Source organism: Myxococcus virescens (genome assembly GCF_900101905.1).
GTDB lineage: Bacteria > Myxococcota > Myxococcia > Myxococcales > Myxococcaceae > Myxococcus > Myxococcus virescens.
In genome coordinates, this window is sequence record NZ_FNAJ01000001.1 from 1,221,909 (window position 1) to 1,246,949 (window position 25,041).

Annotated in this window: 20 protein-coding genes; 9 read left to right on the forward strand and 11 right to left on the reverse strand. The window is 70.9% G+C overall.

Translation table 11 applies throughout. The annotated features are described in order from the left end of the window. Nucleotides 1-12 precede the first annotated feature (12 nt). Nucleotides 13-654, reverse strand: a complete 642-nt coding sequence (locus BLU09_RS05035; RefSeq protein ID WP_090486183.1) for a carbonic anhydrase — start codon at nucleotides 652-654, stop codon at nucleotides 13-15. A gap of 117 nt (nucleotides 655-771) precedes the next feature. Beyond that, nucleotides 772-1,260 (reverse strand): gluconokinase, encoded by a 489-nt coding sequence (locus BLU09_RS05040; protein ID WP_090486185.1) that lies wholly within the window; start codon nucleotides 1,258-1,260, stop codon nucleotides 772-774. 169 nt (nucleotides 1,261-1,429) lie between these two features. Here BLU09_RS05040 and BLU09_RS05045 point away from each other — a divergent pair, with 169 nt between their 5' ends. Together BLU09_RS05045 and BLU09_RS05050 are read left to right on the forward strand one after the other, a co-directional pair. Continuing rightward, nucleotides 1,430-2,482: a DNA ligase gene (locus BLU09_RS05045; RefSeq protein WP_186817967.1), complete on the forward strand. Its 1,053-nt coding sequence runs from the start codon at nucleotides 1,430-1,432 to the stop codon at nucleotides 2,480-2,482. A 132-nt stretch (nucleotides 2,483-2,614) separates the two neighbouring features. Further along, nucleotides 2,615-4,024 carry a serine/threonine-protein kinase gene (locus BLU09_RS05050; protein WP_090486191.1) on the forward strand — a complete coding sequence of 470 codons (1,410 nt, stop codon included), beginning with the start codon at nucleotides 2,615-2,617 and terminating at the stop codon, nucleotides 4,022-4,024. 13 nt (nucleotides 4,025-4,037) lie between these two features. Here the strand turns inward: BLU09_RS05050 and BLU09_RS05055 are convergent, their stop codons facing one another. The 6 genes from BLU09_RS05055 to BLU09_RS05080 form a co-directional block, all read right to left on the reverse strand. Beyond that, complete coding sequence (locus BLU09_RS05055) at nucleotides 4,038-6,098, reverse strand: neutral/alkaline ceramidase (RefSeq protein WP_090486194.1); 2,061 nt, start codon at nucleotides 6,096-6,098, stop codon at nucleotides 4,038-4,040. A gap of 144 nt (nucleotides 6,099-6,242) precedes the next feature. Further along, nucleotides 6,243-8,414, reverse strand: a complete 2,172-nt coding sequence (locus tag BLU09_RS05060; protein ID WP_090487038.1) for an ATP-binding protein — start codon at nucleotides 8,412-8,414, stop codon at nucleotides 6,243-6,245. 161 nt (nucleotides 8,415-8,575) lie between these two features. Then, nucleotides 8,576-9,235, reverse strand: coding sequence for an acyltransferase (locus BLU09_RS05065; RefSeq protein WP_090486197.1), 660 nt, complete (start codon nucleotides 9,233-9,235; stop codon nucleotides 8,576-8,578). 12 nt (nucleotides 9,236-9,247) lie between these two features. Then, on the reverse strand, nucleotides 9,248-11,008 hold the full coding sequence (locus BLU09_RS05070; protein ID WP_090486200.1) for a histone deacetylase family protein: 1,761 nt from the start codon (nucleotides 11,006-11,008) through the stop codon (nucleotides 9,248-9,250). Nucleotides 11,009-11,138: 130 nt separating this feature from the next. Beyond that, complete coding sequence (locus BLU09_RS05075; RefSeq protein ID WP_090486203.1) at nucleotides 11,139-11,864, reverse strand: phosphatase PAP2 family protein; 726 nt, start codon at nucleotides 11,862-11,864, stop codon at nucleotides 11,139-11,141. 81 nt (nucleotides 11,865-11,945) lie between these two features. Further along, entirely contained in the window at nucleotides 11,946-12,185 is a 240-nt protein-coding gene (locus BLU09_RS05080) for a hypothetical protein (protein WP_020478281.1), read from the reverse strand. A 142-nt stretch (nucleotides 12,186-12,327) separates the two neighbouring features. Between BLU09_RS05080 and BLU09_RS05085 the strand changes: the two genes are divergently transcribed. From BLU09_RS05085 to BLU09_RS05095, 3 genes are all read left to right on the forward strand, one after another. Further along, entirely contained in the window at nucleotides 12,328-13,743 is a 1,416-nt protein-coding gene (locus BLU09_RS05085; protein WP_090486206.1) for an NAD-dependent succinate-semialdehyde dehydrogenase, read from the forward strand. A 119-nt stretch (nucleotides 13,744-13,862) separates the two neighbouring features. Then, the gene (locus BLU09_RS05090; RefSeq protein ID WP_244171418.1) at nucleotides 13,863-15,542 is read left to right on the forward strand and encodes a mechanosensitive ion channel family protein; all 1,680 of its coding nucleotides are present in this window, start codon (nucleotides 13,863-13,865) and stop codon (nucleotides 15,540-15,542) included. Nucleotides 15,543-15,618: 76 nt separating this feature from the next. Beyond that, entirely contained in the window at nucleotides 15,619-15,909 is a 291-nt protein-coding gene (locus tag BLU09_RS05095; RefSeq protein WP_244171419.1) for a hypothetical protein, read from the forward strand. A gap of 207 nt (nucleotides 15,910-16,116) precedes the next feature. On the opposite strand, the gene BLU09_RS05100 is transcribed toward BLU09_RS05095, so the two are convergent. Beyond that, nucleotides 16,117-17,055: a hypothetical protein gene (locus BLU09_RS05100; protein WP_244171420.1), complete on the reverse strand. Its 939-nt coding sequence runs from the start codon at nucleotides 17,053-17,055 to the stop codon at nucleotides 16,117-16,119. 237 nt (nucleotides 17,056-17,292) lie between these two features. On the opposite strand from BLU09_RS05100, the gene BLU09_RS05105 reads away from it, so the two are divergent. The 4 genes from BLU09_RS05105 (at nucleotide 17,293) to BLU09_RS05120 (ending at nucleotide 22,578) form a co-directional block, all read left to right on the forward strand. Continuing rightward, nucleotides 17,293-20,226, forward strand: coding sequence for a sigma-54-dependent transcriptional regulator (locus tag BLU09_RS05105; RefSeq protein WP_090486215.1), 2,934 nt, complete (start codon nucleotides 17,293-17,295; stop codon nucleotides 20,224-20,226). A 464-nt stretch (nucleotides 20,227-20,690) separates the two neighbouring features. Then, complete coding sequence (locus BLU09_RS05110) at nucleotides 20,691-21,662, forward strand: COX15/CtaA family protein (RefSeq protein WP_090486218.1); 972 nt, start codon at nucleotides 20,691-20,693, stop codon at nucleotides 21,660-21,662. A 103-nt stretch (nucleotides 21,663-21,765) separates the two neighbouring features. Continuing rightward, nucleotides 21,766-22,194: a hypothetical protein gene (locus BLU09_RS05115; RefSeq protein ID WP_090486221.1), complete on the forward strand. Its 429-nt coding sequence runs from the start codon at nucleotides 21,766-21,768 to the stop codon at nucleotides 22,192-22,194. A 6-nt stretch (nucleotides 22,195-22,200) separates the two neighbouring features. Then, nucleotides 22,201-22,578, forward strand: coding sequence for a DUSAM domain-containing protein (locus BLU09_RS05120; protein WP_090486224.1), 378 nt, complete (start codon nucleotides 22,201-22,203; stop codon nucleotides 22,576-22,578). A 176-nt stretch (nucleotides 22,579-22,754) separates the two neighbouring features. Here BLU09_RS05120 and BLU09_RS05125 read toward each other — a convergent pair whose 3' ends face one another. Continuing rightward, a complete protein-coding gene (locus BLU09_RS05125) occupies nucleotides 22,755-24,269 on the reverse strand; it encodes an ABC transporter permease/substrate-binding protein (protein ID WP_090486227.1) in 1,515 nt (504 codons plus the stop codon). Then, nucleotides 24,266-25,024, reverse strand: a complete 759-nt coding sequence (locus BLU09_RS05130; protein WP_090486229.1) for an ATP-binding cassette domain-containing protein — start codon at nucleotides 25,022-25,024, stop codon at nucleotides 24,266-24,268. The genes BLU09_RS05125 and BLU09_RS05130 overlap by 4 nt, the downstream gene beginning before the upstream one ends. Nucleotides 25,025-25,041: the final 17 nt, after the last annotated feature.

The window sequence follows — 25,041 nt, forward strand, 5'->3', positions numbered from 1 at the left end:
AAGTGTCCTCTCTCAGACGCCGTTGAAGAAGTCGACCGCGCCCGTCTCCAGCGAGTACTCGGCGCCGACGATGCGCATGCCTTCCTCGCGGCACAGACGCTCCAGCAGGCGGCTGCCATGGCGGAGGGTGTCGCAGGAGTTGCGGATGTTGGCGCGGACGGCTTCCTTCATCAGGAACTCCCAGTCCGCCTTCGGCCCGGCGGCGCTCACCACCGTCGTCACCGGCTCGAGGCAGCGCTCCACGATGTCGCGGATGTTCTCGGACGCCTCGCTCTTGCCCTCACGCACGTAGTCCAGCGTGGCCTGGATGGCGCCGCAGTGCGAATGCCCCATCACCACCGCCAGGCGCGTGCCGAACTTCGCCGCCGCGAACTCAACACTGCCCACCAGCGACGGCGCGACGACGTTGCCCGCCACGCGGATGACGAACAGGTCCCCCAACCCCTGGTCGAAGATGTACTCCGACGGCGCGCGCGAGTCCGAACACGAGAGGATGATGGCGAAGGGACTCTGCCCCGCCACCAGCGCCTGCCGGGCGGAGCGGCCGAGCGGGTTCTCCATGTTGCGCGCGTTCAGGACGAACCGCTGATTGCCCTCCCGAAGGCGCGCAAGGGCATCCTGGGCGGAGATGGGTGGCGTCGAAGCGGTGGGCATTGCGCGGGTCCTCGAGGGTGGGTGAAGCGGAAAGGTGGCAACCCAACAGAGCGCTATACACCAGCCGGGCGACCAAGGAACGAGCCGTCCTCCTGCTTCGACGCGGGAGTTCAGCCGTCAGACACCCAGTTCGTCACGGATGTGCTTCACGATGTCCGCTGGCGGCGGCGTCACGTCCACGCTGAGCGCGCGCGAGGGCAGCTCCATGGCCGCCATCTGACTCTCCAGCAGGGACGCGGGCATGAAGTGGCCCTGGCGCTGCGACATCCGGCGGGCGAGCACCTCATGCGGCGCGTGCAGGAACACCCACCTCACGTGTGTGGGGTCCAGCTCCTCCAGCAGCGTGCGGTAGGCCTGCTTGAGGCCGGAGAACGCCATCACCAGGTCCTCGCCCTGCACCAGCGCCCGCGCCACCTCATCGCGCAGCTTGCGCAGCCAGGGGGCGCGGTCCTCGTCCGTCAGCGGTGCGCCCGCGGCCATCTTCATCACGTTGGAGCGCGGGTGCAGGTCATCCGCGTCGATGAAGCGCCAGCCCAGCTCGGCCGCCAGGGTGCGGCCCACCGTCGTCTTCCCCGCTCCAGATACCCCCATGATGATGACGACCATTGACGCGACTCCTCCTGGTTCCGGGGCCCACTCCCCATCGTGGGGTGCCCAACGGCCTCACGCCACCCCATCCGAGGCGGAATGCCCACCGCATCACGTCCTGAAACGTCAGCCCCGGGGGGTATGCTTCATCCCATCGCCGCTCCGGATGCGGCACGGAGGGTCGGTCATGGCGGACATCGCGGACGGGGAGCAGGTCTCGGTTCAGGGCTCGGGTTCCAAGCCCTACATCCTCAAGAACACCGGCGGTGTGTATTCGTGCTCATGCCCGGCCTGGCGCAACCAGTCGGTGGCCATCGAGCGGCGCACCTGCAAGCACCTGCGCCGCGTACGCGGAGACGCCGCGGAGGACGCGCGCATCGGCGGTGACGCGTCCGGCGCTCCCGCGGCCCCCGCGCGTCCGACGAGGAGCACGTCGGCCAGTGACGACACCCAGGCCCCGCCCCTGCTGCTGGCCCAGTCGTGGGAGAACGACGTGGACCTCACCGGCTGGTGGATGAGCGAGAAGCTGGACGGCGTGCGCGCGTACTGGGACGGGAAGCAGTTCTGGTCGCGGCTGGGCAACGCGTTCCTCGCGCCGGAGTGGTTCACCGCGGGGCTGCCGGACTTCCCGCTCGACGGTGAGCTGTTCGGCGGGCGCAAGCGCTTCCAGCGCACGGTGAGCATCGTCCGCCGGCAGGACCGCAGCGACGATTGGAAGGAGCTGGCCTTCGTCGCCTTCGACGCGCCCGGCGTGGAAGGCACCTTCGAGACGCGGCTGGAGCGCTGCCGGCAGTGGATGGAGGAGGCGAAGCCCGCGTATGCGCAGTGGCACGCCCACGCGCGCTGTGACGGCACGCCGCACCTGCGCGCGGAGCTGGCGCGCGTGGAGTCGCTGGGTGGAGAAGGCCTCATGCTGCGCCAGCCCGGCTCGCGCTACGAGGCGGGCCGCTCCCACACCCTGCTCAAGGTGAAGAGCTTCAAGGACGACGAAGCGCGCGTGGTGGGACACGTGGCGGGCGCGGGCCGCCACAAGGGCCGCCTGGGCGCGCTGGAGGTGGAGCTGCGCAACGGCACGCGCTTCAGCGTGGGCACGGGCCTGTCGGACGCGGAGCGCGCAGCGCCGCCCCCCGTGGGAGCCATCATCACCTTCCGCTACCAGGAGCTGTCCAACGACGGCGTGCCACGCTTCCCGTCGTACGTGGGTGTGCGCGTCGACGCCGCCCCCTTCGCCGCGAGCTGAGGCCAGCCGTCCTACGGCAGGAGTCACCGGTCCGCTGGTCGACGGAGCGGCGCCACATTGCCACCTGACAGACGGTGCGTGCCCGGGGTGATGCGCGCCCGGGCGCCGCCCTGGTGTCTGCTTCAGGGAACCATGCACTGCGAGCTCTGTCTGACCGAGCATCCCCACGATGTGGCGTGTGGCGGCGAGCCCTGGACGCAGGTGTACCTGTCCACGGGCGACGCGGAGGCACCTCCCGTGGACCTCACGGGCCAGACGTTGGGAAGTTACCGGCTGGTCCGCCGGCTGGGCGCGGGAGGGATGGGCACCGTCTACCTGGGCGAACAGACGCGCATTGGCGCACGGGTGGCGGTGAAGGTGCTGCACCCCCACCTGGGCCGGGACGAAAGCCTGCGCGCGCGCTTCTACGCGGAGGCACGCACGGTCAACGTGGTGGGCCATCCGAACATCGTCCACATCTTCGACATCAACGAGGCGCCCGGCGGCATCCACTACTTCGTCATGGAGTACCTGGAAGGCGTGCCCATGTCGCACCTGCCCCGGCCCATGGTGCCCGCCGCGTTGGTGTCGCTGCTGGCGCAGGCGTGTGACGCGCTGGACGCGGCGCACCGGTGCGGCGTGGTGCACCGGGACTTGAAGCCGGACAACCTCTTCGTGGTGCGGCACGCGGGCGAGCCGCCGTCGCTGCGCGTGCTGGACTTCGGCGTGGCCAAGGCGCGCCGACCCCACCCGGGGGAGGATGAGACGGCGGCGGGCATCGTCCTGGGCACGCCCGCGTACATGGCGCCCGAGCAGTCCGCGGGGCAGCCGGTGGACGGACGCGCGGACATCTACGCGCTGGCGGTGACGGCCTATTACCTGTCCACGGGGCAGCTCCCCTTCGAGCGGGGGCAGATGGTGGAGCTGGCGCTGGGCACGGGCCCGGTGGGCGCGCCGCCGCCGCACCTGCTGGTGCCCGGGGTGCCGCCCGCCTTATCGGAGGTGCTGCTGCGCGCGCTGTCGCGCCGCTGCGAGGACCGCTACGCCACCGCGCTGGAGTTCAAGGAGGCCCTGCTGCTGGCCGCCGCCCAGCCATTGGCGGACGCCCTGTCCCCCCAGACGCCGCCGCCGCGCAGCCACACGCCGGTGCCGTCCCTGGCGTGGCTGGACATGGAGGACCCGGCGACGGAGCCCAACGCGCTCACCCCACCCCTGACGTGGGTGGCGCGGGTGCGGCGCCGCTCCGGCGCGGGCGACGTGGAGGTGCTGTGCACGGAGCTGAGCCGGGGCGGGCTCTTCATGTGCTGCGCGGACCCCTTCCCGCGCCTGTTCAACCGGCTGGAGTTCACCCTGCTGCTGGCCGGCGAGCTGGTGGAGTGCGCGGGCGAGGTGGTGCGCCACGTGGACGCCGCCCAGGCGCAAACGTGGGGCATGCTGTCCACGGGCGTGGGCGTGCAGTTCATCAACCCATCCGCCCGGCTGTGCGAGCTCATCCGCCGCGTGCAGCCCCACCGGCTGACAACGCCCGCGTCCACGTTGATGCGCGCGGAGGTGGTGCTGTGACGCGGGCCCCGCGTCACTTCACCGTGAAGGGCCGTGAGGCACCGGAGTAGGGCCGCACGTTGCCGTCCCAGCCCGACTTCCAGTTGCCTTCGTGGACGAGCCGGTACGTGCCCGGCGCCGTGTCGTCGGGAATGCCCCACGTCACGGTGACGTGGGAGCACGCCAACGTGGGCACGCAGTTCTCGCGCCGCCACTGGTAGCGCGTGGCCGGGTCCGCGTCGGTGGCCACGTCCGTCCAGGTGCCGTCCGGCTCGCGCCGCTGCACGCGCAGGAAGGTCCCCTCCAGGCGCAAGTCGTTCTTGGGATGCCCTCCCCAGAAGGTGGCGCTCGCCGTATCGCCGCGCGAGTACGTGGGCCGCGCGTCGGTGACGACCTCGCCGAAGTCCACCCACAAGAGCTTGTCGTCGAACACCACGCCGGGTTGCAGGCTGAGCTGCTCCTTGCGCAGGTCCCTGGGCGTGGGCCCGGGAGGCACACCGGCGCCGTCCCGCAGCGACGTGGCCAGCAGGTGGAAGTGCTGCTGGAGGGCCGCGAGCGTCCACGGGCCGAAGTGCGTGGAGGCCCCTTCGTAGTCCTGGCGCGCGTACTCCTCGCGGGTGGTCACGTAGCCTGAATAGGCATTGGACAGGCCCGCGATGACGACGTCCGTCACGCCCGCGGGCGCCAGCGCCGTCTCCACGGTGTCGCGCAGGCGGCGTCCGGCCATGGTCGTCAGCTCGAAGGGCACCGCCACCAGCGCCAGGTTGCCGATGGTGACCAGTTGCAGGGGTAGCACCTCCGGCGTCCACGGGAAGGGCCGCATGCTGCCCGTCTCCAGGACGATGGGCTTCTCCGCCTGGCACGGCGTGGTGGCGAGCGAGCAACTGAACTGCCCCCAGGCATTCTGGCCGGCGGCGCAGGTGACGCCCTCCACGCCGACGCCCGGCCCGTCCTCCGCCCCCGCCAGCATGGACACGCCGATGGCGGCCGGGCAGGTGGCTCGCGGCGCGCCGTCCGCGAAGGCGGGCGCCACGTCCACCGCGTCCATCTTCACGTAGACGTGCCGGTAGTCCACGCCGCCCGTGAGCGGCGTCTTCGCCTCCGCCCACAGCTTCGCGGCGAAGTCGTACTGCTTGCGGCCGGAGAGGTCCGTGTCCTCGAAGTCATTGGCACCGCCGCCGTTCGTGCCTCCCAGGATGTTGGGCGTCACGTCGCCCTCGTTCGCGTTGGCGAAGGCCGCGACGAACGTGTCCCCGGCCCCCTGCGCCTGCTCGGCGAGGTACGAGGCCAGGCCCTTGTTGTCACCACTGATGAGCGTGTTGCCGTTGCCCATGGACGTGGCGTGCACCGCGAACCAGTTGATGAGCCCCGTGTCGGTGCCATCCGCGCGGGTGAGGCGCAGCAGCGTCATCCGCGTGTCCACGTCGTGCGCGTAGCGGGCGCGCTCCTCGGCCGGGTTGAGCAGGTAGGCGTTGGGGGAGCGGTTGCGGCTGGCGCCGAGCAACTCCCCCGACGACAGGCGCAGCGTGCCCTCGGCGAGCCGCTCATGCGCCCGGACGATGGACGCGACGATGCCGGAGACGATGGCCTCGAAGTTCTGCGGCGAGAAGCCCAGCGTGGTGAGGTTGTAGAAGGTGTAGTGCGAATAGCCCCCGGGCCCGGAGTGGGTGTGGGTGGCGCTCAGCAGCACGTTGTCGTCGGTGTACAGGTCGCCATAACGCGCGCGCAGCCGCTCCACGACCTGCTGCTTCACCGCCTGGAACACCATGCCCAGGTCCGCGCTGACGAAGGCCACCCGCTTGCCGTTGCAGGGCGAGGCGATGACGAACGCGCGCGAGCGAAGCCGCTGGTGGATGCCGGTGGTCTGCTGCTCCAGCATGCCGTAGCCCATCATCCCCACCTCGGCGGCGGGGCCGGTGATGTCGGCGCTGCCCGCGCCCAGCAGGAAGTCCCGCGCGTCCTCGCACGCGCCCGTCAGGCCGGACGCGGAGGACTCCGGATGCGGGGAGGTCCGCCAGGGCTGGCTGGCCGCCTGGGCGCCCGTCGCGAGCACGAGCGAGAGCGCCAGCAGATGCCGGACGAAGTGGGTGCGCATGGCCTGCCTCCAAGGCGCCAGGGGACATCCCCCGGGGTGGAAGTGGATAACGCTTCAGGGCGGGCGTGCAGTACCGGAAGAACGAGCCGTCGAGAGAGCTACAGTCCGCGCGAGGGCCGGAGGTGACACCGGCCGTCTCAGCGCTCACGCGCCCGGCCGGTTCGCCGGGGCCTTGGGCGGCGCCGCGCTGAGCGCCACGCGGAAGGTGGTGCCGGCGCCCACCGACGACTCCACGGAGATGTGGCCGCCCAGCGCCGTCACAATCGTGTCACAGATGGACAGCCCCAGGCCGGTGCCCAGGCCAGAGGACTTGGTGGTGAAGAAGGGGTCGAAGATGCGGCGCAGGTGCTCCGGGGGGATGCCCTGGCCTGTGTCGCTCACCACCACCATCACCCGGCCGCCCACCTCCGTGCGGGTGGTGAGGCGGATTTCGTTCGCCTCCGAATCGCCCTCTTCGATGGCGTGCGCGGCGTTGATGAGGAGGTTGAGGAACACCTGGAACAGCTTGCCCTCGTTGCCACGGACGAGCGGCACCTCTCCGTAGTCCTTCACCAGCCGGGCGCGGGCGCGCACCACGCTGGCGGCCATCTGCGTCACGGATTCGAGCACCGCGTGGACGTCCACCGACTCTTCCTTGCCGTCCTCCACGCGGGAGAAGACGCGCAGCTGGCGGACAATCTGGCGCATGCGCTCGGCGCCCTCGCGGGCGTCGTCGAGCACCTGCCGCAGCTCCACCATGTCCTCCGGGGAGAGCATCCGTGGACGCACGCCGCCCACGGCGCTGTGGAGGAAGTCCAGGTTGGACAGCACGTAGGCCAGGGGGTTGTTCAGCTCGTGGGCGATGCCGGCGGCCAGGAGGCCCATGGAGGCCATGCGGTCGGTCAGCATGAGCTGCGCCTGGGTGCGCTTGCGCTCGGTGAAGTCGCGCGCCACGGTGATGCGCGCGGGCGAGCCGTCCAGCACCACGGCCAGCGTCACCAGGTCCGCCACCACCACCTCGCCGTCGCTGCGCACCAGCGGCATCTCCACTACGCGCGCCGCGCTCTTGCCCTCCAGCGCCTGGCTCAGGTGGAGCTGCGCGGCCCCCCGGTCCTCGGGGCGGACCAGGTCCAGCATGTGGCGGCCCACCAGCTCCGAGGCGTCGCGGAAGCCCAGGTACTGCACCAGCGCCGGGTTGACGGAGAGCAGCACGCCGTCGCCCACGTGCACCAGCACCGGGTCCGGGAAGGCCTCGATGAGCAGGTGGACGCCGGCCTCGGTGCGCCGCAGCGTCGTCTCCGTGCGCATGCGCAGCGCGTTGGCCGAGCGCTGCTCCAGCGCCAGGGACAGCGCGCCCGCCGCGCCCGACAGCAGGTTCACCTCGATGGGGCCCCAGGACTCGGGTTCGCGGCAGTTGTCGAAGCCGATGACGCCGAAGAGCTGCCCGTGGACGTGCATGGGCAGCAGCAGCACGGAGCGGACGCCCTGCGCCTCCAGCATGGGCGCCAGCAGCTCCGAGAAGTCGCGCGGCTGGCCCTGCACCGGCTCGCCGCGCTGCAGCTTTTCGGACTGGTGGGGCCGCAGGGCCGCGTCGAAGGGCAGGCCGTGCATGTTGGGGTCCTCCAGGTTGGGAGGAACCCCGCGCTCGCACCACTCCGCGCGCTGCGACGCCAGCAGCGTGCCGTCCTCGGCGAAGTGCATCTCGAAGACGTAGACGCGGCTGGCGGCGGACACGTGGCCCAGCGGCTCGACGACGGCGCCGTAGAGGTCGTCCGGCAGCTCGTGCCCCATCATCCGCCGCTGCACCTGCACCATGGCTTCCAGGTAGCGCTCGCGGGTGGTGACGGCCTCCTCGGCGGTGCGCCGCGACGTCACGTCCAGGAGCGTCCCCATCACCTCGCCCGGCAAGGTGGCCAGGGCCCGGGCGGACAGCTCCACCCAGCGGATGCCATGGCCGCCGCCCGTGTCCACGCGCACTTCCTGGCGCGAAACGGGGGTGCCGGGCGTGTACGCCAGCAAGGCCTGGGCGCGCTCGCGGTCCTCCGGGTGGATGGCCTCCAGGAGCGCGCGGCCCCGCCACGCGGACACGGGCGTCCCGGTGAGCCGCTCCCAGGCACCGCCCAGCACCGTGAGCCGCCCCTGCGCGTCGAGCTGGAACACCACCTCGTGCAGCAGCTCGGACAGGTGCCGGAAGCGCTCGGACTCCACCTGGCTTCCGGCGTGTGACGCCTGCGACTTCATGGGAGGGAGCAGCTCACACGCCATGTCGGCGGGAGCCGTCCCTGAAGCCTTCCCGGGAGCGTCCATGACCGCCGCGTCCCGTTGCTCGTCTGCCACGTGCTGGCCTCCCTCGCGCCTCATCGGAGAGGGGCCGGAGTCCTGACAGCACCTACGGCTGCCGGGAGCGAATCCAGACCCTGCGGTTCCCCTCCCGGAGCGACGTCGACCCGAAGCATATTGGGTCTCAATAACTGGAAGTCAATGAATGCGGGAGAAGTTCACGCTCCGTCTTCGGGCTCCCATCCACCCGGAGCACCTGAGCGGGGCCGCTGCCGCCGGTCCCCTACGACGCGGGCCGGCACGCCCGCGACAATGGCCCACGCTGGCACATCCCGGGTGACGACGGCCCCCATGGCCACCACGGCGTGGTCCCCCACGGTGACACCGTCCGTGATGCCGGCATTGGCCCCCACCCACACGTCCGCGCCGATGACGAGCCCCCGCGAGGTGACGGGTTGCTCGCGCACGGGCCGGTCCGGGGCAATGCCGTGGTCGAAGCCGTAGAGGGTGGCCCCGGTGGCGATGCGGGTGCCCTCGCCGATGCGGATGCCCGCGGCGCCGCCGTCCAGGCTGGCCCGGGCGTTGATGCTCACCCGGGGCCCGAGTGTCACGGGGCCGTGGAGGAAGACATCCGCGGCGATGCTGCACCCGGGGCCGATGGAGATGGTGCGTCCGGGCTCGGCGAAGATGCGCGCCTCCGGGGCGATGAAGCACCCCTCCGCGATTTCCACCGTCTCCAGTTCGCGCAGCAGCGCCTGCACCTCGCGCTGCCAGGCATCCGCCCATTCGCGGTGGCGGGGCTTGAGGACGAAGTAGAGCCACGGCATCCAGGAGAGCCGGCGCTTGTGCTGCTCACGGCGAAGCGCGTCCAGGTCCACGCCCCTTCCCTATCATGCTCCGGTCGCCAGCCGGGTGGGTTCCCAGGTGAAGCGGCAGCGCTCGCGCTCCCGGGCAATGGCCTCCACGTCTCCGGCCTCGGGCTCCAGGCGCGACACCATGTCGCTCGCCTCCCATGCGTAGGGCTGACCGTTGAGCAGGACGTGGCCGTCCACCACCGACTGGGAGACCTCCAGGAGGGGCAGCTGCCTCAGGTCGCGCAGCAGCGCCTCGAAGCGCCCCTGCCGCGCCGGGTCGAGGAAACGAAAGCGCGAGCGCGCCAGCGCCGCCAGGTGGAACCACATGGGACGGAAGGCCACGCCCGCCAGGGTGAGACGCCGGGCCATCACGAGCAGCATCTCCGTGGCCTCGCGCGCCAGGCCCAGGCCCGGCACGTCCTGGCCGGGGAGCCGCGAGCGCCCCTCTCTGAAGCGAGCGCGCGGGTGGCGCAGGCCGAGCCAGTTGACGAAGAGGAAGGGCTCCCCCGCCAGCACGCGGCGCTCCACGACGCAGTCCACCAGCTGGTGCTCCTGGCCCGCGGCCCAGCCGTGCACCTCCATCCGGTCCCCCTCTCCCACGGAGCCCACCTCCACGCGCAGCCGGCTGTAGCCGAGCCGCTCCACGTAGGAGAGGATTCCGTAGCGGAAGAAGGCGTACTCGAGCGCCTGCGCCGTGTAGTAGCCGAGGATGCGCGGCTGGCGCTGGCCGCCGCTCAGGCCCAGGGCGCCCTCCAGGTCCTCCTGGGTGATGGGCTCGTCCAGCGGCGTCGCGCCCTCGCGCGTCAGTGAGCGGGCGATGCGCCGATACCGCGCGCTCAGCGGGTCGTAGCGCGCCCTGATGCGGCGACGGCCCTGCCCCGCGAGGACGAGCACGGTGCCCGCGAACACCTTCCACGCGTCGCGGTGATAGCCCCCGCCTGGAAGCCAGACGCTGGGGATGCCACGCAGGGCACGCGCCAGGGCCCGGTCCCTGCGACGGGCGCCGTCCAGGGACAGGCCCACGCGGCCGAAGCGGTCTCCCGCGAGCACGTCGCTGCCCGCGATGACGAAGGCCACGTCCGGCCGGGGCATGCGCTCCAGGAGTCCGTCGAGCAGGGCCAGGTACGTCCTGTCGTCCGTGTGCTCGGGGACGCGCGTCTCATCCACTTCGGGCGACAACGCGCCCCAGTCGCTGCCGGACAGCGAGCCAATCCAGGCCCGCTTCTGTCCCGCCAGACACTCCGCCGTGCCATCCGGCGGGTGGGCATCCAGGTCGAGCACCACGGCCTGCCCGTCGAAGCCATCCGCGTGGAGGGCGGCGAGCGCTATCGCGATGTCATTCACCGCGCAGAAACCGCCGCCGCGCGCCGGACCGGCGTGGTGGAAGCCGCCCGCCATGTTCACCACCGGGCCCTTGCGCGCCACCGCGAGCCGCGCCGCGCCCAGCGTGCCGCCGCACACCCGCCGCAGGTTGGACAGCAGCGCGTCCACCGGCACGTCGGCGGGGTCGGTGGCGAAGATGCGCGCCAGCGTCTCCGGCTGGCCGAGCGACTCCAGGTAGGCCGCGTCATGCACGCGCGACAGCTCGGCGAGGCTCACCGGCTGCGGGTGGTGCACGTCCTGGGTGCGCAGCGCGCGGGCCTCCAGGAGATACCAGGTGGTGAAGTCCACCCCGCGCGGCTCGATGCCCGCGGAGGACTCGATGCCGGTGAGGGGCAGCCGGTAGGACTCGTCGTAGAAGGCGGGCACCGGCGCGCCGCCCCAGCTCCATCGCGACAGCCAGTCCCGCAGGCTCATGGGCCCATGTCTCTCACGGCGCCCAGCCTGGGACCAGGGTCCCACAGGACGCCCAGGCACCACGGCACCGTGGAGCTTCGCGCAGTGAACGGCGCCAGGGGGTGGACGGCATGACGCGGCCCGCCGGGCTTCACGCCACCGGGCGCCGGGCCTCCGCGCGCAGCGCGGGACTCCGTCGGCGGAGCGTCCGCGCGCAGAACGCCATGAGCAGCGCCCACGCCAATCCGGCCACCCAGCCGCCCAGCACGTCCGTGGGGTAGTGCACGCCCAGGTAGACGCGCGTCAGCCCCACGAGGAACGACAGCAGCAGCGCCACGGTGAGGACGTAGAGCTTGAGTCGCTTGCGCTCGGCGAGCTGAGCCAGCAGCGCGCCCAGCGTGAGGTACACGGTGGCCGACAACATGGCGTGCCCACTGGGGAAGCTCTGGCTGACCACCTCGGTGAGGTGCGGCACCACGGACGGCCGCGGCCGGGCGAAGAACTGCTTCAGCAAGACGTTGAGGCCCGCGCCCCCCAGCGTCGCGCCCAGCACGAGCAGCAGCGTCCGGTAGCGCCGCACCAGCAGGAGGAAGCCGCACACCGCCAGGGTGGCGAGCGTCAGCACGGGAACGCCGCCCAGCGCCGTCACGTCCTCCGCCGTGCGCCGCAGCCACCAGGGCCCGCGAGGCCGCGCCGGGTCCTCGGGGTTGCGCAGCGCCAACAGCATGCGTTCATCGAGCTGCTGCGTCTCGCCCTCGGCCACCTCGTCCGACAGGGCGATGAAGCTCAGACAGCAGACCAGCACCAGCAACAGCAGCCCCAATGGCCGCGTCACCAGCCCCAATGGCCGCGTCACCGCCACGTCCCATCCCGACATCCACTGCCAGAGCCTCCGCCACATGGCGGTGACTGTATGCACTCCGGCGTCCGGCGGGACGTCTCCCGCGCGGAACGTTGGCTATCCCGGAAGACGGATGCGGTCGCTGCCCGCGCTGCCGAAGGCCGCGCCGAGGACGCAGAAGAAGTGCAGAACGAAGCCCGGGATGAAGAAGAACCAGTAGCCGGCCCCCACCATCAGGAACCACAGGACGGCGCGCAGAAACTGGCCCTTGTAGAGCTGTCCCAGGCCGGGAATGACCAAGGACAGCACCCCGGCGATGAGGAAGTTGAAGCGGCGCTCGCGGATGATGTCAGCCATGGCAGGCTCCAGTCCTGACCCCCATATAAAGGAGGGGCCGGGGCCACGAAAGCCCTGGAGTGAACGGCTGGACGCTCGGGCCACGAGCGGCACGGTCTCCCCGCGCCTGGCTGCTATCACAGGGCCCCAAGGAGGCACTTCCATGGCCATTTCCACCATCGACCCGGCGACCGGCAAGACGCTGCGCACCTTCACGCCCCTCTCCGCCGAGGAGCTGGAGGCGAAGCTCCAGACCGCCGCCGACACGTTCCGCGCCTACCGCGAGACGACCTTCGCCGACCGCGTCACCTGGCTGCGGCGCGCGGCCGACCTGCTGGAGGCCGAGGCTGACCGCTACGGCCGCATCATGACGCAGGAGATGGGCAAGCCCTTCGACGCCGCCAGGGCCGAGGCGAAGAAGTGCGCCACGGCCTGCCGCTACTACGTGGACAAGGGCGAATCCCTCCTGCGCGACAGGCTCGTCGACATGGGCACCGGCCGCGCCTTCGTGCGCTACCAGCCCCTGGGGCCCGTGCTGGCCATCATGCCGTGGAACTTCCCCTTCTGGCAGGTGGTCCGCTTCGCCGCGCCCGCGCTGATGGCGGGGAACGTGGGCCTGCTCAAGCACGCCCACAACGTGCCCCAGTGCGCCCTGGCCCTGGAGGAACTCTTCCTTCAGGCGGGCTTCCCACGCGGCGCCTTCCAGACGCTGCTCATCGAGACCGCCGACGTCAATCGCGTCATCGAGGACCGCCGCGTGCGCGCGGTGACGCTCACCGGCAGCGAGGGCGCGGGCCGGGCCGTGGGCGCCGCCGCGGGCAAGGCCATCAAGAAGGTGGTGCTGGAGCTGGGCGGCAGTGACCCGTTCGTGGTCATGCCCAGCGCGGACCTGGAGAAGGCGGTGGAGACGGCGGTGTCCGCGCGCCTCATCAACAACGGCCAGTCCTGCATCGCCGCCAAGCGCTTCATCGTGGCCGACGCCATCTACCCCGAGTTCGAGCGTCGCTTCGTGGAGCGGATGAAGCGCGTCACGGTGGGCGACCCCATGGATGCGAAGACGGACCTGGGTCCCCTGGCGACGCGCGGCATCCTCGACGGGCTCCATGCCCAGGTGGAGGCGAGCGTGAAGGCCGGCGCGAGGCTGCTCCTGGGCGGCAAGCCCCTGGAGGGTCCGGGGAACTTCTACCCGGCCACCGTCCTGGCCGAGCCCCCGCCCCAGGCCCCCGCCTTCCACGACGAGCTCTTCGGCCCCGTGGCCACGCTGCTGCGCGCGCGTGACGTGGACCACGCCCTGGAGCTGGCCAACGCGACGCCGTTCGGCCTGGGCGCCAGCGTGTGGACGCAGGACGAAGCCGAGCAGCGGCGCTTCATCGACGGCATCGAAGCGGGCATGGTGTTCGTCAACGCGCTGGTGGCGTCGGACGCCAGGCTTCCGTTTGGCGGCGTGAAGCACTCCGGCCACGGGCGCGAGCTGGCGGACGTGGGCATCCACGAGTTCGTCAACATCAAGTCCGTCCGCATCGCCGCGGCGGAGGAGACGAAGCAGCAGCCTCCGCCCCGCGGCGCCATCAGCGAGTAGACGGCCCTTCAGCGGAACGGCCGGGGCGTGGCCTCACCGCGCCCCACTCGCATGAGCCGCCCCTGACGGAAGCGCAGCTCCGCGCGAATGCACCGTTTTGCATGATATGCAACAGTTGCATGGAGATCTTCCGTCTCGCGGATACGGTTGAGTTGAACAACGCATGGCTTGTCGGCCTGAGCGTGACACTGATGCTGCTCGCGCTCTGGGCCCTTCTGGTGGCCTCCAGTGCGCTGCTGTACCAGGGCATCCGGCTGGTGGGCCTGAAGGTGCTGGAGCAGGCGGCAGACGCCCTTCGCAAGCGCGCCCGGCTGAGCGCCGCCCTCCTGTCCTTCGTGGTGGTGGTCGCCGGCATCGCGGTGCTGGGCTTTTCCCTGTGGGCGAAGAAGGACCTGGCCCCCCACTTCAATTCCTTGCTGGGGGGGGTGACGGCGGAAGGGCTGGCGAACGTGGGGCGCGGAGCGGGGCTGCTGGTGCTGTTGATGGCGGCCTTCCTGGTGCTGGAACGCGCGGCGAGCCAGCTCCTGGTGCGGATCGAACGCAGGTTGAACGAATGGGCGTTGCCCCCGGAGCAAAGGGCACATGCCCAGAAGGCGATGGAGCTGGGGCCCGGCTTCATCAAGCTGCTGCTGGCCTACTTCGCGGTGGGCCTGGCGCTCGCCTCGCTGCAACTCCCGGCCGTGCTCGACTGGCTCATTGGCACCACCCTCTTCGTGCTGCTGGCCATCAGCGGCGGGCGGCTGGCGGTGTCCCTGCTGCACCTGGCGTCAGAGCGGCTGGTCGGGACCTGGGCGGCGAAGAGCACGGCCACGAAGTACGAGGAGTACTTCCTGGCCCTCGGCCGGCTGCTCCCGGTGGGACAGAAGAGCCTGGAGGCCATCGTCTACATCTCGGTGGCGACGCTCGTCATCCGCCGGTTCCAGGGCCTGGAGTTCTTTGCGCCATACGGGCCGGTGCTCATCCGCGTCATCGCCCTGTTCTTCGCCGCCAGCGTCGTCGTGGAGTTCGTCCGGCTGCTCATCGCGCGGGCATTCAAGGTGGACGGCCCCAACCCGGATGACGCGACCCGGCGGCGCAACACCTTCGTCGCCCTCATCCAGAGCGCCTCCAAATACCTGGTCTACTTCCTGGTGGGGATGATGGCGCTCAGCGACATTGGCGTGGACCCCACTCCCATCCTCGCTGGCGCCGGCATCGTCGGCCTCACCGTGGGCCTGGGCTCGCAGGCCATCGTCACGGACATGGTCAACGGCGTCTTCCTGCTCTTCGAAGACCAGATATTGAACGGCGACTACATCCGCATCAACGATACAGAGGGCGTGGTGGAGGAGATAACGCCTCGCATCACCCGCATTCGCGACCGCTTCGGGCGCCTTCACATCCTCCGCAATGGCGAGGTCAAGAATGTCATCAACTACAGCCGCGGCTGGACGCTGGCCATCGTGGACATGGCCGTGGCCTACGAAAGCGACCTGAAGAAGGTGATGGATGTGATTCGCCAGGTGTGCGAGCAGGTGCCCATGCTGTCGCAGGGGAAGGTGTCCGAAATCCCCAAGCTCCTGGGTATCGAGAGCATGGACGAGAGCTGGATGACCATGCGCATCGAAGCCAAGGTGCAGCCAGGGACACACTTCGACGTGAAGCGGCTTCTCAACCGGCTGCTGATCGAGGCCTTCACCGCCAATGGCCTGGAATTCCCCTATCCCAAGGGGGTGGAATACGAGGGGGGCCCGTTGCTTCCCGCCACCTCCGAGGCACCGCAGGAGGAGCCCCAGGCGCTCGCCGCCTCACACCGGTAGCGATAGCGGTGCCTCCCCAGGATTCGAGTTGCTTCGTCTCCAGCTGCAATCCCTCTCACCCCTTGGAGTCCGTCCCATGAAGAAGGCTTTCCTCATCGCCCTGTCCCTGTCCCTGCCCGCGTTCGCCTCGTCCGACTTCAATTCAGAGGACCTGTCGGTGGACGTGGACCCGGAGGAGCTCGTGAGCCAGGAGGCCGCCGACGCCAGCCGGCCGCCGCTGCTCCAGTTCTGCTGGAACCTCCACTACACGTCGTGCTCCGGCCCGGGTACGACGCAGCAGTGTACGGATGGCATCTGGTCCGACTACGTCTGCACCTGCCGCACCCTGGGCACGCGCAACGTCTGGGTCTGCCCCGAGGTCCGCTGAGTGCCAGGGGCGAGGACTGGGCCTGAGATTCTCGCCCCTCTCGCAGTCCATCTTCACACCTGATTCTCGCATCCGGCACGGGTCCATCCGCGCGGCGATGCGCATGGCCTGCGTCGCCACCGTGGCGACCGCTGAAGACAAGCAACCGTTCACCGGTTGCTGCCAGATTGAAGGGACTGGCGTGGCCCACGCCCCAGCGCCAGGCGTCTACCGCGTCCGCGTCCGGCCATCACCGCCGGGCGCGGCGTGGACCTCCTCCAGCGCCTGCGTCACCGCTTCCACTTCCGCACCGAGCTGCTCCACGCTCTGCCGCAGCCCCAGCCCGGCGATGTCCTCTCCCGCGGTGTCCGCCGAGCGCACCCGCAGCACCTGCGCGTAGAGGCTCTCCAGGGTGTAGTAGAGGCGCATGTGCTCCGCCTCGAGCCGCGCCGCCGCGGTGGCCAGCTCCGCGCGCTGACGCCGCTGCGACTCCAGCGCGGCCAGCGCTCCGGCCAGCCGCTCCCGCACCACTGCGTCCTCTTCCGAAGCCACCCGCGCGGCCAGTGCGTCCCGCTCGGCGTCCAGTCGCTGGGCCTCATCCGGTGGCGCCAGCGCTCGCAGCTCCCGCTCACGGCGCACCAGCGCATGACACCCCTGCCGCAGGGCCTCCACCGTGCGCTCCGGCGCATGGACCAGTTCGCGCAGCACCGCGGGCCCCTCGCGCAGGGCCTCCATCAGCCGGGCGCAGAGGGCGTCCACCTTCGCCACCCGGGCGTCCGCCTCCACCTCCGAGGCACCCACGGGCGTTGGCGTTCGCACGTCGCGCGCGCGGCCCTCGTCACGCCGGGGACGCTCCAGGTGCTTCAACGAAGCCAGGAAGAAGCCCAGGGCCACGAAGACCAGCCACCACAGCCGGCGGGGCTGCGCCAGGGCCATCAACACGCACGTTATCGACGCGGCGACGTAGGCGGCGCCCCGCGCGGGGTTGCGAGAGCGGTTGGACAGCACCTCCCGTTCAGCGCGACGGGCGGCGCGCTTCGCCTCCCGCCGCCACTGCTTCTCCCACTTCCGGCGAATCTTCCGGGGCGGCATCTGCCCGGTGCGGCGCACCCAGGCCTCCACCGCCGCGTCCTCACGCGCACGGCCCTCTGAAAGCGCGTCTTCCAACCTGAGCAGGCGTTCATGTTGGAGACGGGAAGGTGGGGAAACCGGAGGTTGGGGACGTCCGCGAGGCACGGGGTGACGATAACGACGACACGTCCCCGCTGGGAGGGAATGCGCGCCATTCGTCGCCTGCTGCATATGCACGGTGCAACAAACGGAAATGCTCAACCGTTTGCATTCGCCCTGGGAAACTCCGTAGAGAATGTGCGCTGGCGGGGGCGAAAAAAGGGGGCAGGTGCCGTGGAGTTACCGGAGGCGAAGGGGGAGAGCGCCGGGTGGGAACCCGAGACCATCCGCGCCCTGCGAGGTGAGCAGAGCCGCGCGGCGTTTGCCCGCCTGCTGGGCGTCACCCCTCTCACCGTCTACCGCTGGGAGCTGCCGAGCGAAGCCCCCCAGGCCCGCCGTCCGCGAGGCCGCGTGGCCGTGGCGCTCCGCCAGCTCGCCGCGCGAGGCGAGGCCCCCACGCCCGTCGTCTCCGCGTCCCAGCGGCAGGAGCTGCATCCCGAGGAGCTGGCGCGCATCCTCCCCAGCGTCACCCACCTGACGCGGGCCGAGTGGCGAGCCGCCGAAGAGGAGCTGCTGTCACTGCTGGCTTCGGGCCTGCTGCGCACCCCGGGCGCGCGGGCCATGGCCGCCGTGGGACTGGCCTATCTCCAGCGCTGGGGCCGCGAGGACAGCCGGGGCGCCTTCACCACGCTGCTGCCCCACCTGGCGTTCGCGGACGCCGGCATCCTTCCCGAAGAGGTGGAACTGCGCGTGCTCGCCATGGCGGCCAACCTCTACGCGTCACCGGACGGGAAGCTGTTCGACGCGAACAAGTCCGCCGCGTACGTGGCGCGCGCGGAGGCGCTGCTGGCCAACCACGACGACCCGGAGGTGCGCTGCCAGCTGCGCATGGCCGAGGTCGCCTGCGGCTTCTACCTGGGCGAGGCGGAGCGCATCACCCACGGGTCCGGGCGGCTGGAGGATGCGCTCGTGCGGGTGAAGGACCCGGCCCTGCGACTGCTCGCCGAGGACGCCTGCGCCCACGAGGCGGCCCTGCGCGGCGAGGCCACCCTGGCCACGCGCCGCTTCCGCGAGGTGGCGCAGGGCGCGGCGCGGATGGGCTACGCCTTCCTGGAGGCGCGCAACCTGGCCTTCCTGGCCCAGCGCCGGCTGGACGAGGCCTGCGAGCCATCCGAGGCGCTCCAGCTGGTGCGCCGCGCGCGGGAGGCCGCGTATGGCGGGCGCATGGTCCGCGGCTTCTCCTTCATCTTCGCCGCGCGCGCGGAGGCCGAGGCCCTGCTGCGGCTGGCGCGCTTCGCGGAAGCCGAGGACGTGCTGGATGAAGCGGACGCGGTGGTGGAGGAGCTGCGCTGGACGCCGCTGTACCTGACGGTGACGCGCGCGCGGCTGTACCTGCTCAGTGGCCGGGCCCCGGGCCTGCGCAAGCTGGCGCGGCACCTGGCGGCCTACGACGGCACCATCCAGCGGGCCCTCACCGGGGCCTATGCCCAGTTCGCGGAGTCGCTGGGCGACCTCGCCGAGGGCAACGCGCATCGCGCGGCGGAGGGCTTCGCCGCGGCCGGACAGCGCGCCATGGAGCTGGGCGGCTGGCCCTACCTGCGCCGCGAATGCCTGCTGTATGAGACGTATGCGCGCGTCTACGCATGCCAGCGGGACGAGGGCCTGGTGCTGCTGCGGCGGGCGCGCGCCTTCCTGGAGCGCATGCCCTCCGCGTGGCACTCCGCCCTGCTCCACCGCTTCGAGGCCTTGCTGCACGTCCTGGACGGGCGCACCGCCGAGGCCCGGTCGCTGCTGGAGGCCGCGCTGGGCACCTTCAGCCTCACCGGCGACCTGTGCATGTCCGTCTACACGCGCCACCTGCTGGCGCTGCTGGCGCGGATGGAGGGCGACCCCGCCGCCGGCGAGCTGCTGGCCGCCAGCGAGGCGGAGCTGCGCCGCGTGGGCATGGTGGTGCACCCGCAGCACTTCGTGCACCACGTCGCCCGCGAGCCCCACGCCGCCGCCCGCGAAGCCGAGGGCGCGCCCCGCCTGGGCGCGGAGGCCCTGGTGGTGCCCTTCGAGCGACTGTCGGTGCGCGGCATGGGCGCGCCCCTCATCCAGCGCGAGCTGCTGGCCGTGGTGGAGGGGCTCTTCCCCCACGGCGCGCCCCGGCTGGAGGAGCTGGACTCGCAGGGCCGGGCCACGCCGCTGGGCGGCGACACCTCCGTGCCCGCCACCGAGGCCGTGGAGTTCGGGGACGGCTGTGGCCGGCGGCTCCGCCTGGGCGTCGCGGGTCACCTGCCTCCGGACGGCCGCGCGCTGCTGACGGCGCTGTCCCGGCTGGGCGGCTTCGCGCTGGAGGTCGCCACCCTGCGCGGCTTCGCCCAGGTGGACGTGCCCGCGCTCGCCAGTGAGGACACGGACGTGCGGGACGCGGACGTGCCGGGCTTCATCGCCGCCTCGTCCGCCATGCGGCGGCTGCGCTCGGAGCTGGCGAGCCTGTCCTCCAGCCGCGCCACCGTCATCGTCACCGGCGAGTCCGGCTCCGGCAAGGAGGTGGTGGCGCGGGCGCTGCACGCCTTGTCCACGCGCTCGCAGCGGCCCTACGTGGCCTTCAACTGCGCCGCGGTGCCCCGGGACCTCTTCGAAGGACAGCTCTTCGGCTACCGGCGCGGCGCGTACACGGGCGCGGCCACGGACCACCCCGGCGTCATCCGCGCCGCGCACGGCGGCACCCTCTTCCTGGATGAGATTGGCGAGCTCCCCCTGGAGGTGCAGCCCAAGCTGCTGCGCTTCCTGGAGAACGGCGAAGTCTTCCCGCTGGGAGAGATGCGGCCGGTGGAGGTGGACGTCCGGGTGGTGGCGGCCACGCACCGGGATTTGGGCCAGTTGGTGCGGGAGGGCCGCTTCCGCGAGGACCTCTACTACCGCCTCCAGGTGGTGCCGGTGCGCGTGCCCCCGCTGCGCGAGCGGCGCGAGGACGTGGTGGCGCTGGCCCGGCACTTCGTCCGGCAGCTCACGCCTGAGGGCATGGAGCCGCCGCAACTGGGGCCGGATGCCATCGCCGCGCTGATGTCACACCCGTGGCCCGGCAACGTGCGCGAGCTGCGCAACGTGATTGAGCGGTCCATGGCCTACGGGCCGTTCCCCGCGGTGCTGGGCGCGGAGCAGATGCGCATCGCGGGCTGAAGCCAGAAGCGTGGCCTCAGCCCGCGATGCGCTCCACCCTGTTTCCCCACACCCCTGTGGGAAGCGACTCCAGAGAGGCGTGCGTCCACGTCTCTGGAAGAACACACCCACGGGTCGAAGAGGGGGGAAACTCCAACCCGGGGTGCCGAGGCCACCGAAGCGGCCTCATGCGAAAGATGTGTGTCTCCAGCGCCCACCGCGGCACCAGATGCACTGTGAGGGGTGTTAAGCACCCGGCGTGCCAGTGCCCGGAAGGCGGATTGACTCAAATGGAAATCATCCGCGCGCCCGGACAGGGGGCGGGCATATCCAATGGATGCAGGACAGCATCCATCTGAATCATTCCGGATACACTGGATGTCCAGCCGGCCCGACAGCCGAGCAGCCGCGCTGATGGCCGGGGTGAGCGCCCAAGGGACGTGTGGGACAGCGGCGGGGGGTGGAAGTGGGTTAAGGGGAGCGTGATGACCCACGCTGCCTCGTCCCGCCGGTTCCAGGCCTTCAGCCTGGGGGTGCTTGCCTTCACGCTGGTCGTGATTCTGTGGGGTGCCTTCGTGCGCGCCACGGGCTCGGGTGCTGGCTGCGGAGACCACTGGCCGGTGTGCAACGGCGAGGTCATCCCCCGGGACCCCAGCGTCCAGACGCTCATCGAATACACGCACCGGCTGACGAGCGGCCTGGCGATGATTCTGGCGGTGGCGCTCTACGTCTGGGCCCGGAAGGGGCACGCCAAGGGCCACCCGGTGCGGAGCGCGGCGGCCTGGGCCCTGTTCTTCATGATGACGGAGGCGCTCGTCGGCGCGGGCATCGTGCTGCTGAAGTACGTGGCGGACAACGCCTCCGTGGGCCGGGCCCTGTGGATGGGCGTGCACCTGGTGAACACCTTCCTGCTGGTGGGTGCGCAGACGCTGGTCATCTGGTTCTCCCGGGGACGCGCCCCCCTGAGCCTGCGGGGACAGGGGCTGCCGGGCGCGCTGATGGGCCTGAGCATCCTGGGGCTGCTGGTGCTGGGCGTGAGTGGCGCCATCGCGGCGCTGGGGGACACCCTGTTCCCGTCCACCACGCTGGCGGAGGGCTTGCGCCAGGATATTTCGGAGACGGCGCACATCCTCATCAAGCTGCGGGTGCTGCACCCGCTGTTCGCGGTGAGCGTGGGCGCGTTCCTGGTGCTGGCGTCGCGGTGGGTGGCGCGGGTGCGGCCGTCGGAGGACGTGCGGCGCGCGGCCTCCGCCATCACCGTGCTCTACGCGGTGCAGCTGGGCGCGGGCGTCACCAACCTGCTGCTGCTGGCGCCGGTGTGGATGCAGCTGGTGCACCTGCTGCTGGCGGACTTCGTGTGGATGGCGGCGGTGGTGCTGTGCGCGGCGGGCCTGGCGGCGGATGCGCCCCGGGTGGTGGCGGAAGCCTCGCCTGCTTCGAGCGCCGAGCCCGTCTGACGGCATTCGCCGTTATCGGGCGCAAGGGCGGAGGGCGCCCCGCCCCGAAGTACTCATCCAGGGTGATACGCGCAGGGTGACGAACCCGATACATGCGGCCGTCATGTCCAATCGGAACACCCGTCTTTCCCTTGCGTACGCGCTCGCGGCACTTGCACTGGGATGCTCCAACAGCGCCACTGGCATTTCCAGCCGTCGCGACATGGCCCCTCAAGACGCGTACGCGCAAGCCGCCTGTCTGGACAGCGCGACATGTTGCATTCAGCGATTCGGTCCGGATGCGTGTGGCCTCTCCGCCACCGAGGCCGCTGTGCTCATGGCGGGCTCCCAGATCGCGGCGGAGGCCGACGCGCCGGACGTCGATGACGCCCACAACACCAACCTGCCCGAGTGGAAGCGCCGCTGCATCGCGACCTACGCCGAGTGCAAGGACGACGACTGGCAGGGCTCCTGCTACGCCTGCTTCCGCTACTGCGAGGGCCAGCAGGAATGGCCCATCAACAAGTGCCGCCCCCGCCGGGGCAAGAGGTAACAGGGCATGGCGGATGAACTCGAGTGGGAGCCTGTACGAGCCCTCGCGCGGCGCGTGCGGGACGGTGAACGCCTGACGCTCACGGCGGAGGTGAGGGAAATGCTGGAACGCACCGCGCCGGAGGTAGGCATCGGCAAAGCCGACGCGGCAGCAGCCCTTGCCACGGCCGAAAAGGCCGAGGCCCTTCTGCTGGAATGTGCGCGCCGCATCAAGGAAGGCTCCGACCGCATTGTCGACGCGCTTTACCGTGCCAAGCGTCACCGAAAAGCCGGGGACTTCGACAGCGCCCGCCAGGAAATGCGGGAGGTGCTCGCCATCGAAGTGGTGCCCCTCTATCGCGAGATAGCAGAAGGCCAGCTCGAAGACATGACAGAGGAGCCATGACTACGACAGGAGCACGACGGCTGCCGTGCGGCAGCTCTCGTTACGGTTCGTCGAAAGCGTCCAACTGGACCTGGGCAAGCTCGCGGTAGAACGGACCGACCTCAACATCAAGGGTCCAGGAGAGGCTCGCGTTCCCTCGCGAGCGGCAACCGATTCTTCTGGCTCGACGAGCAAGACTAACGCGTCGAACGCGCCGCCGCGCCCAGCCGCAGCCCCCGAGGCACCACCACACGCTCCACGGCGTCGAACAGGCCACTGGCGAGCAGCGCCAGCGCGGCAGCGGGGACCGCGCCCTCGAGGATGAGCCGCACGTCATCCAACCGGATGCCCGTGAGAATCGGCTGACCGTAGCCCCCTGCCCCCACCAGCGCGCCCAGCGTGGCGGTGCCCACGTTGATGACCGCGGCCGTCTGGATGCCCGCGAGGATGGACGGCGCCGCCATGGGCAATTCGATGCGCCACAGCCGCGCCAGCGCGGGCAGGCCCAGCGCCTCCGCGGACTCGCGAACCTCGGGTGGGATTCCGGCCAACCCCGCCGCTGTGTTCCGGACAATGGGCAACAGGCTGTAGAGGAACAACGCGGCAATCGCCGGACGTGAGCCGATTCCCAGCAGCGGAATCATCACCACCAGCAGCGCCAGCGACGGCACCGTCTGGATGACCCCCGTCAGCCCCAGCACCCCGCGCCCCAGCCGAGGCCGCCGCGCGGCCAGCACGCCCAAGGGCACCGCGAGCGCCATCGCCGCCAGCAGCGACACCCCCACCAGGAACAGGTGCTCACGCGTACGCTTCCACACGCGCGCGGCCAATCCGTCCCCGCGTACCTCCGAAGTGACTCCCAGCGCCGTGGCGAGGAAACCCGACGCCACGCGGCCCTCCGACACGCGCTCCAGCCGGGCCCGCGCGTTGAGCTTCACCATGTCCTCCTCGGACACGCGGCCCTCCAGACGCAGCATCGCGGCCAGGGCCTCGGGCGCCCGCGCCTCCAGGTCGTCGCGATACAGCAGCACCGCGTCATACGCGGGGAAGTGGCGCAGGTCGTCCTCCAGCACACGCAACCCATACGCCTCAATCTCCGCATCCGTGGAGTACAGGTCCGTGAGCTGGAGCGACCCGCTCTCCATGCCCCGGTACGCCAAATCATGGTCCAGCCCGCGCACGTCCCGCTGCGGCAGCCGGTAGCTGTCTCGCAAGGCGGGCCAGCCATCCGCGCGGTCCATGAACTCGTTGCTGAAACCGAAGCGCAGCGAAGGATGGGCACGCAAATCAGAGATGCGGCGGATGCCCAGCCGCTCGGCCTCCGCTTCCTTCATGCCCAGCGCATACGTGTTGTTGAAGCCCAGCGGCTCGCTCATCCGAAGCCCAGACTCAGCCAGGGCCGCACGCAGCGCCGCGTCGTCCGGCAGGTCGCGCCCGGACAGCAACTCCTGTCGCAACGTGCCCGTGTACTCGGGGTACACGTCGAGTTCGCCCCGGCGCAGCGCCTCCCAGAGCACGGCGGTACCGCCCAGCTCCCGCCGGTGCGTGACCCGCGCACCGGTGCTCCGCGCGAGCTGCGTCACCGCTTCCCCCAAGATGACGGACTCGGTGAACTTCTTGGAGCCCACGCGCACCTGGGGCACGCCGTCCCCAGACGAGGACGCCCCGCCACACGCCCCCACGAGCAGCAACACCAGGAGCCCCACCCTCACGCCGCGCCTCCCAGCCCACCGCCAGGCAGAGGCCGCTGCGCCTGGATGAACCGGGTGACGAAGTCATCCGTCGGCCGCGCCTCCAAATCCGCGAGCTGTCCCTGCTGCACCACGCGCCCCTCCCGCATGAGCAGGATGCTGTCCCCCAGGAAGCCCGCCTCCGCCAGGTCATGCGTCACCAGCACCACCGTCTTGCGCAGCCGGGCGAAGATGCCGCGCAGGTCACCTTGCAGCTCGTGACGGACCAGCGGATCCAACGCGCCCAGGGGCTCGTCCAGCAGCAACACGTCCGGGTCCAACATCAACGCGCGCATCAGCGCCACCCGCTGGCGCTGGCCACCGGAGAGCTGCGAGGGATAGCGCGCCAGCGCGTCCGTGGGAAAGCGCGTCAGCTCCACCAAGGCCTCCAGCCGCTCGCCCGTCTTCGCCGCGGGCCAGCGCAGGTGGCTCGCCATGAGGGTGACGTTCTCCTCGCCCGTGAGATGCGGAAAGAGGCCGCCCCCCTGGAGCGCGTACCCCACGCGATGGCGCACCGCGAGCAGCGCATCTCCTCCCGTGGGCAGCGGCTTGCCATCGAAGAGGACGCGCCCGGTGTCACACGGCAGCAACCCGTTGAGCAGGCGCAGCAGCGTGGACTTGCCACAGCCGCTCGGCCCCAGCAGCACCGTGGTGCGTCCTGTCGGCAGGCTCAAGCTGAGCGGATGCAAGGCCTGCGTGGCCCCGTAGCATTTGGAGACGTCCTGGAGCTCGTACACGAGATGTCGTCCTTCGC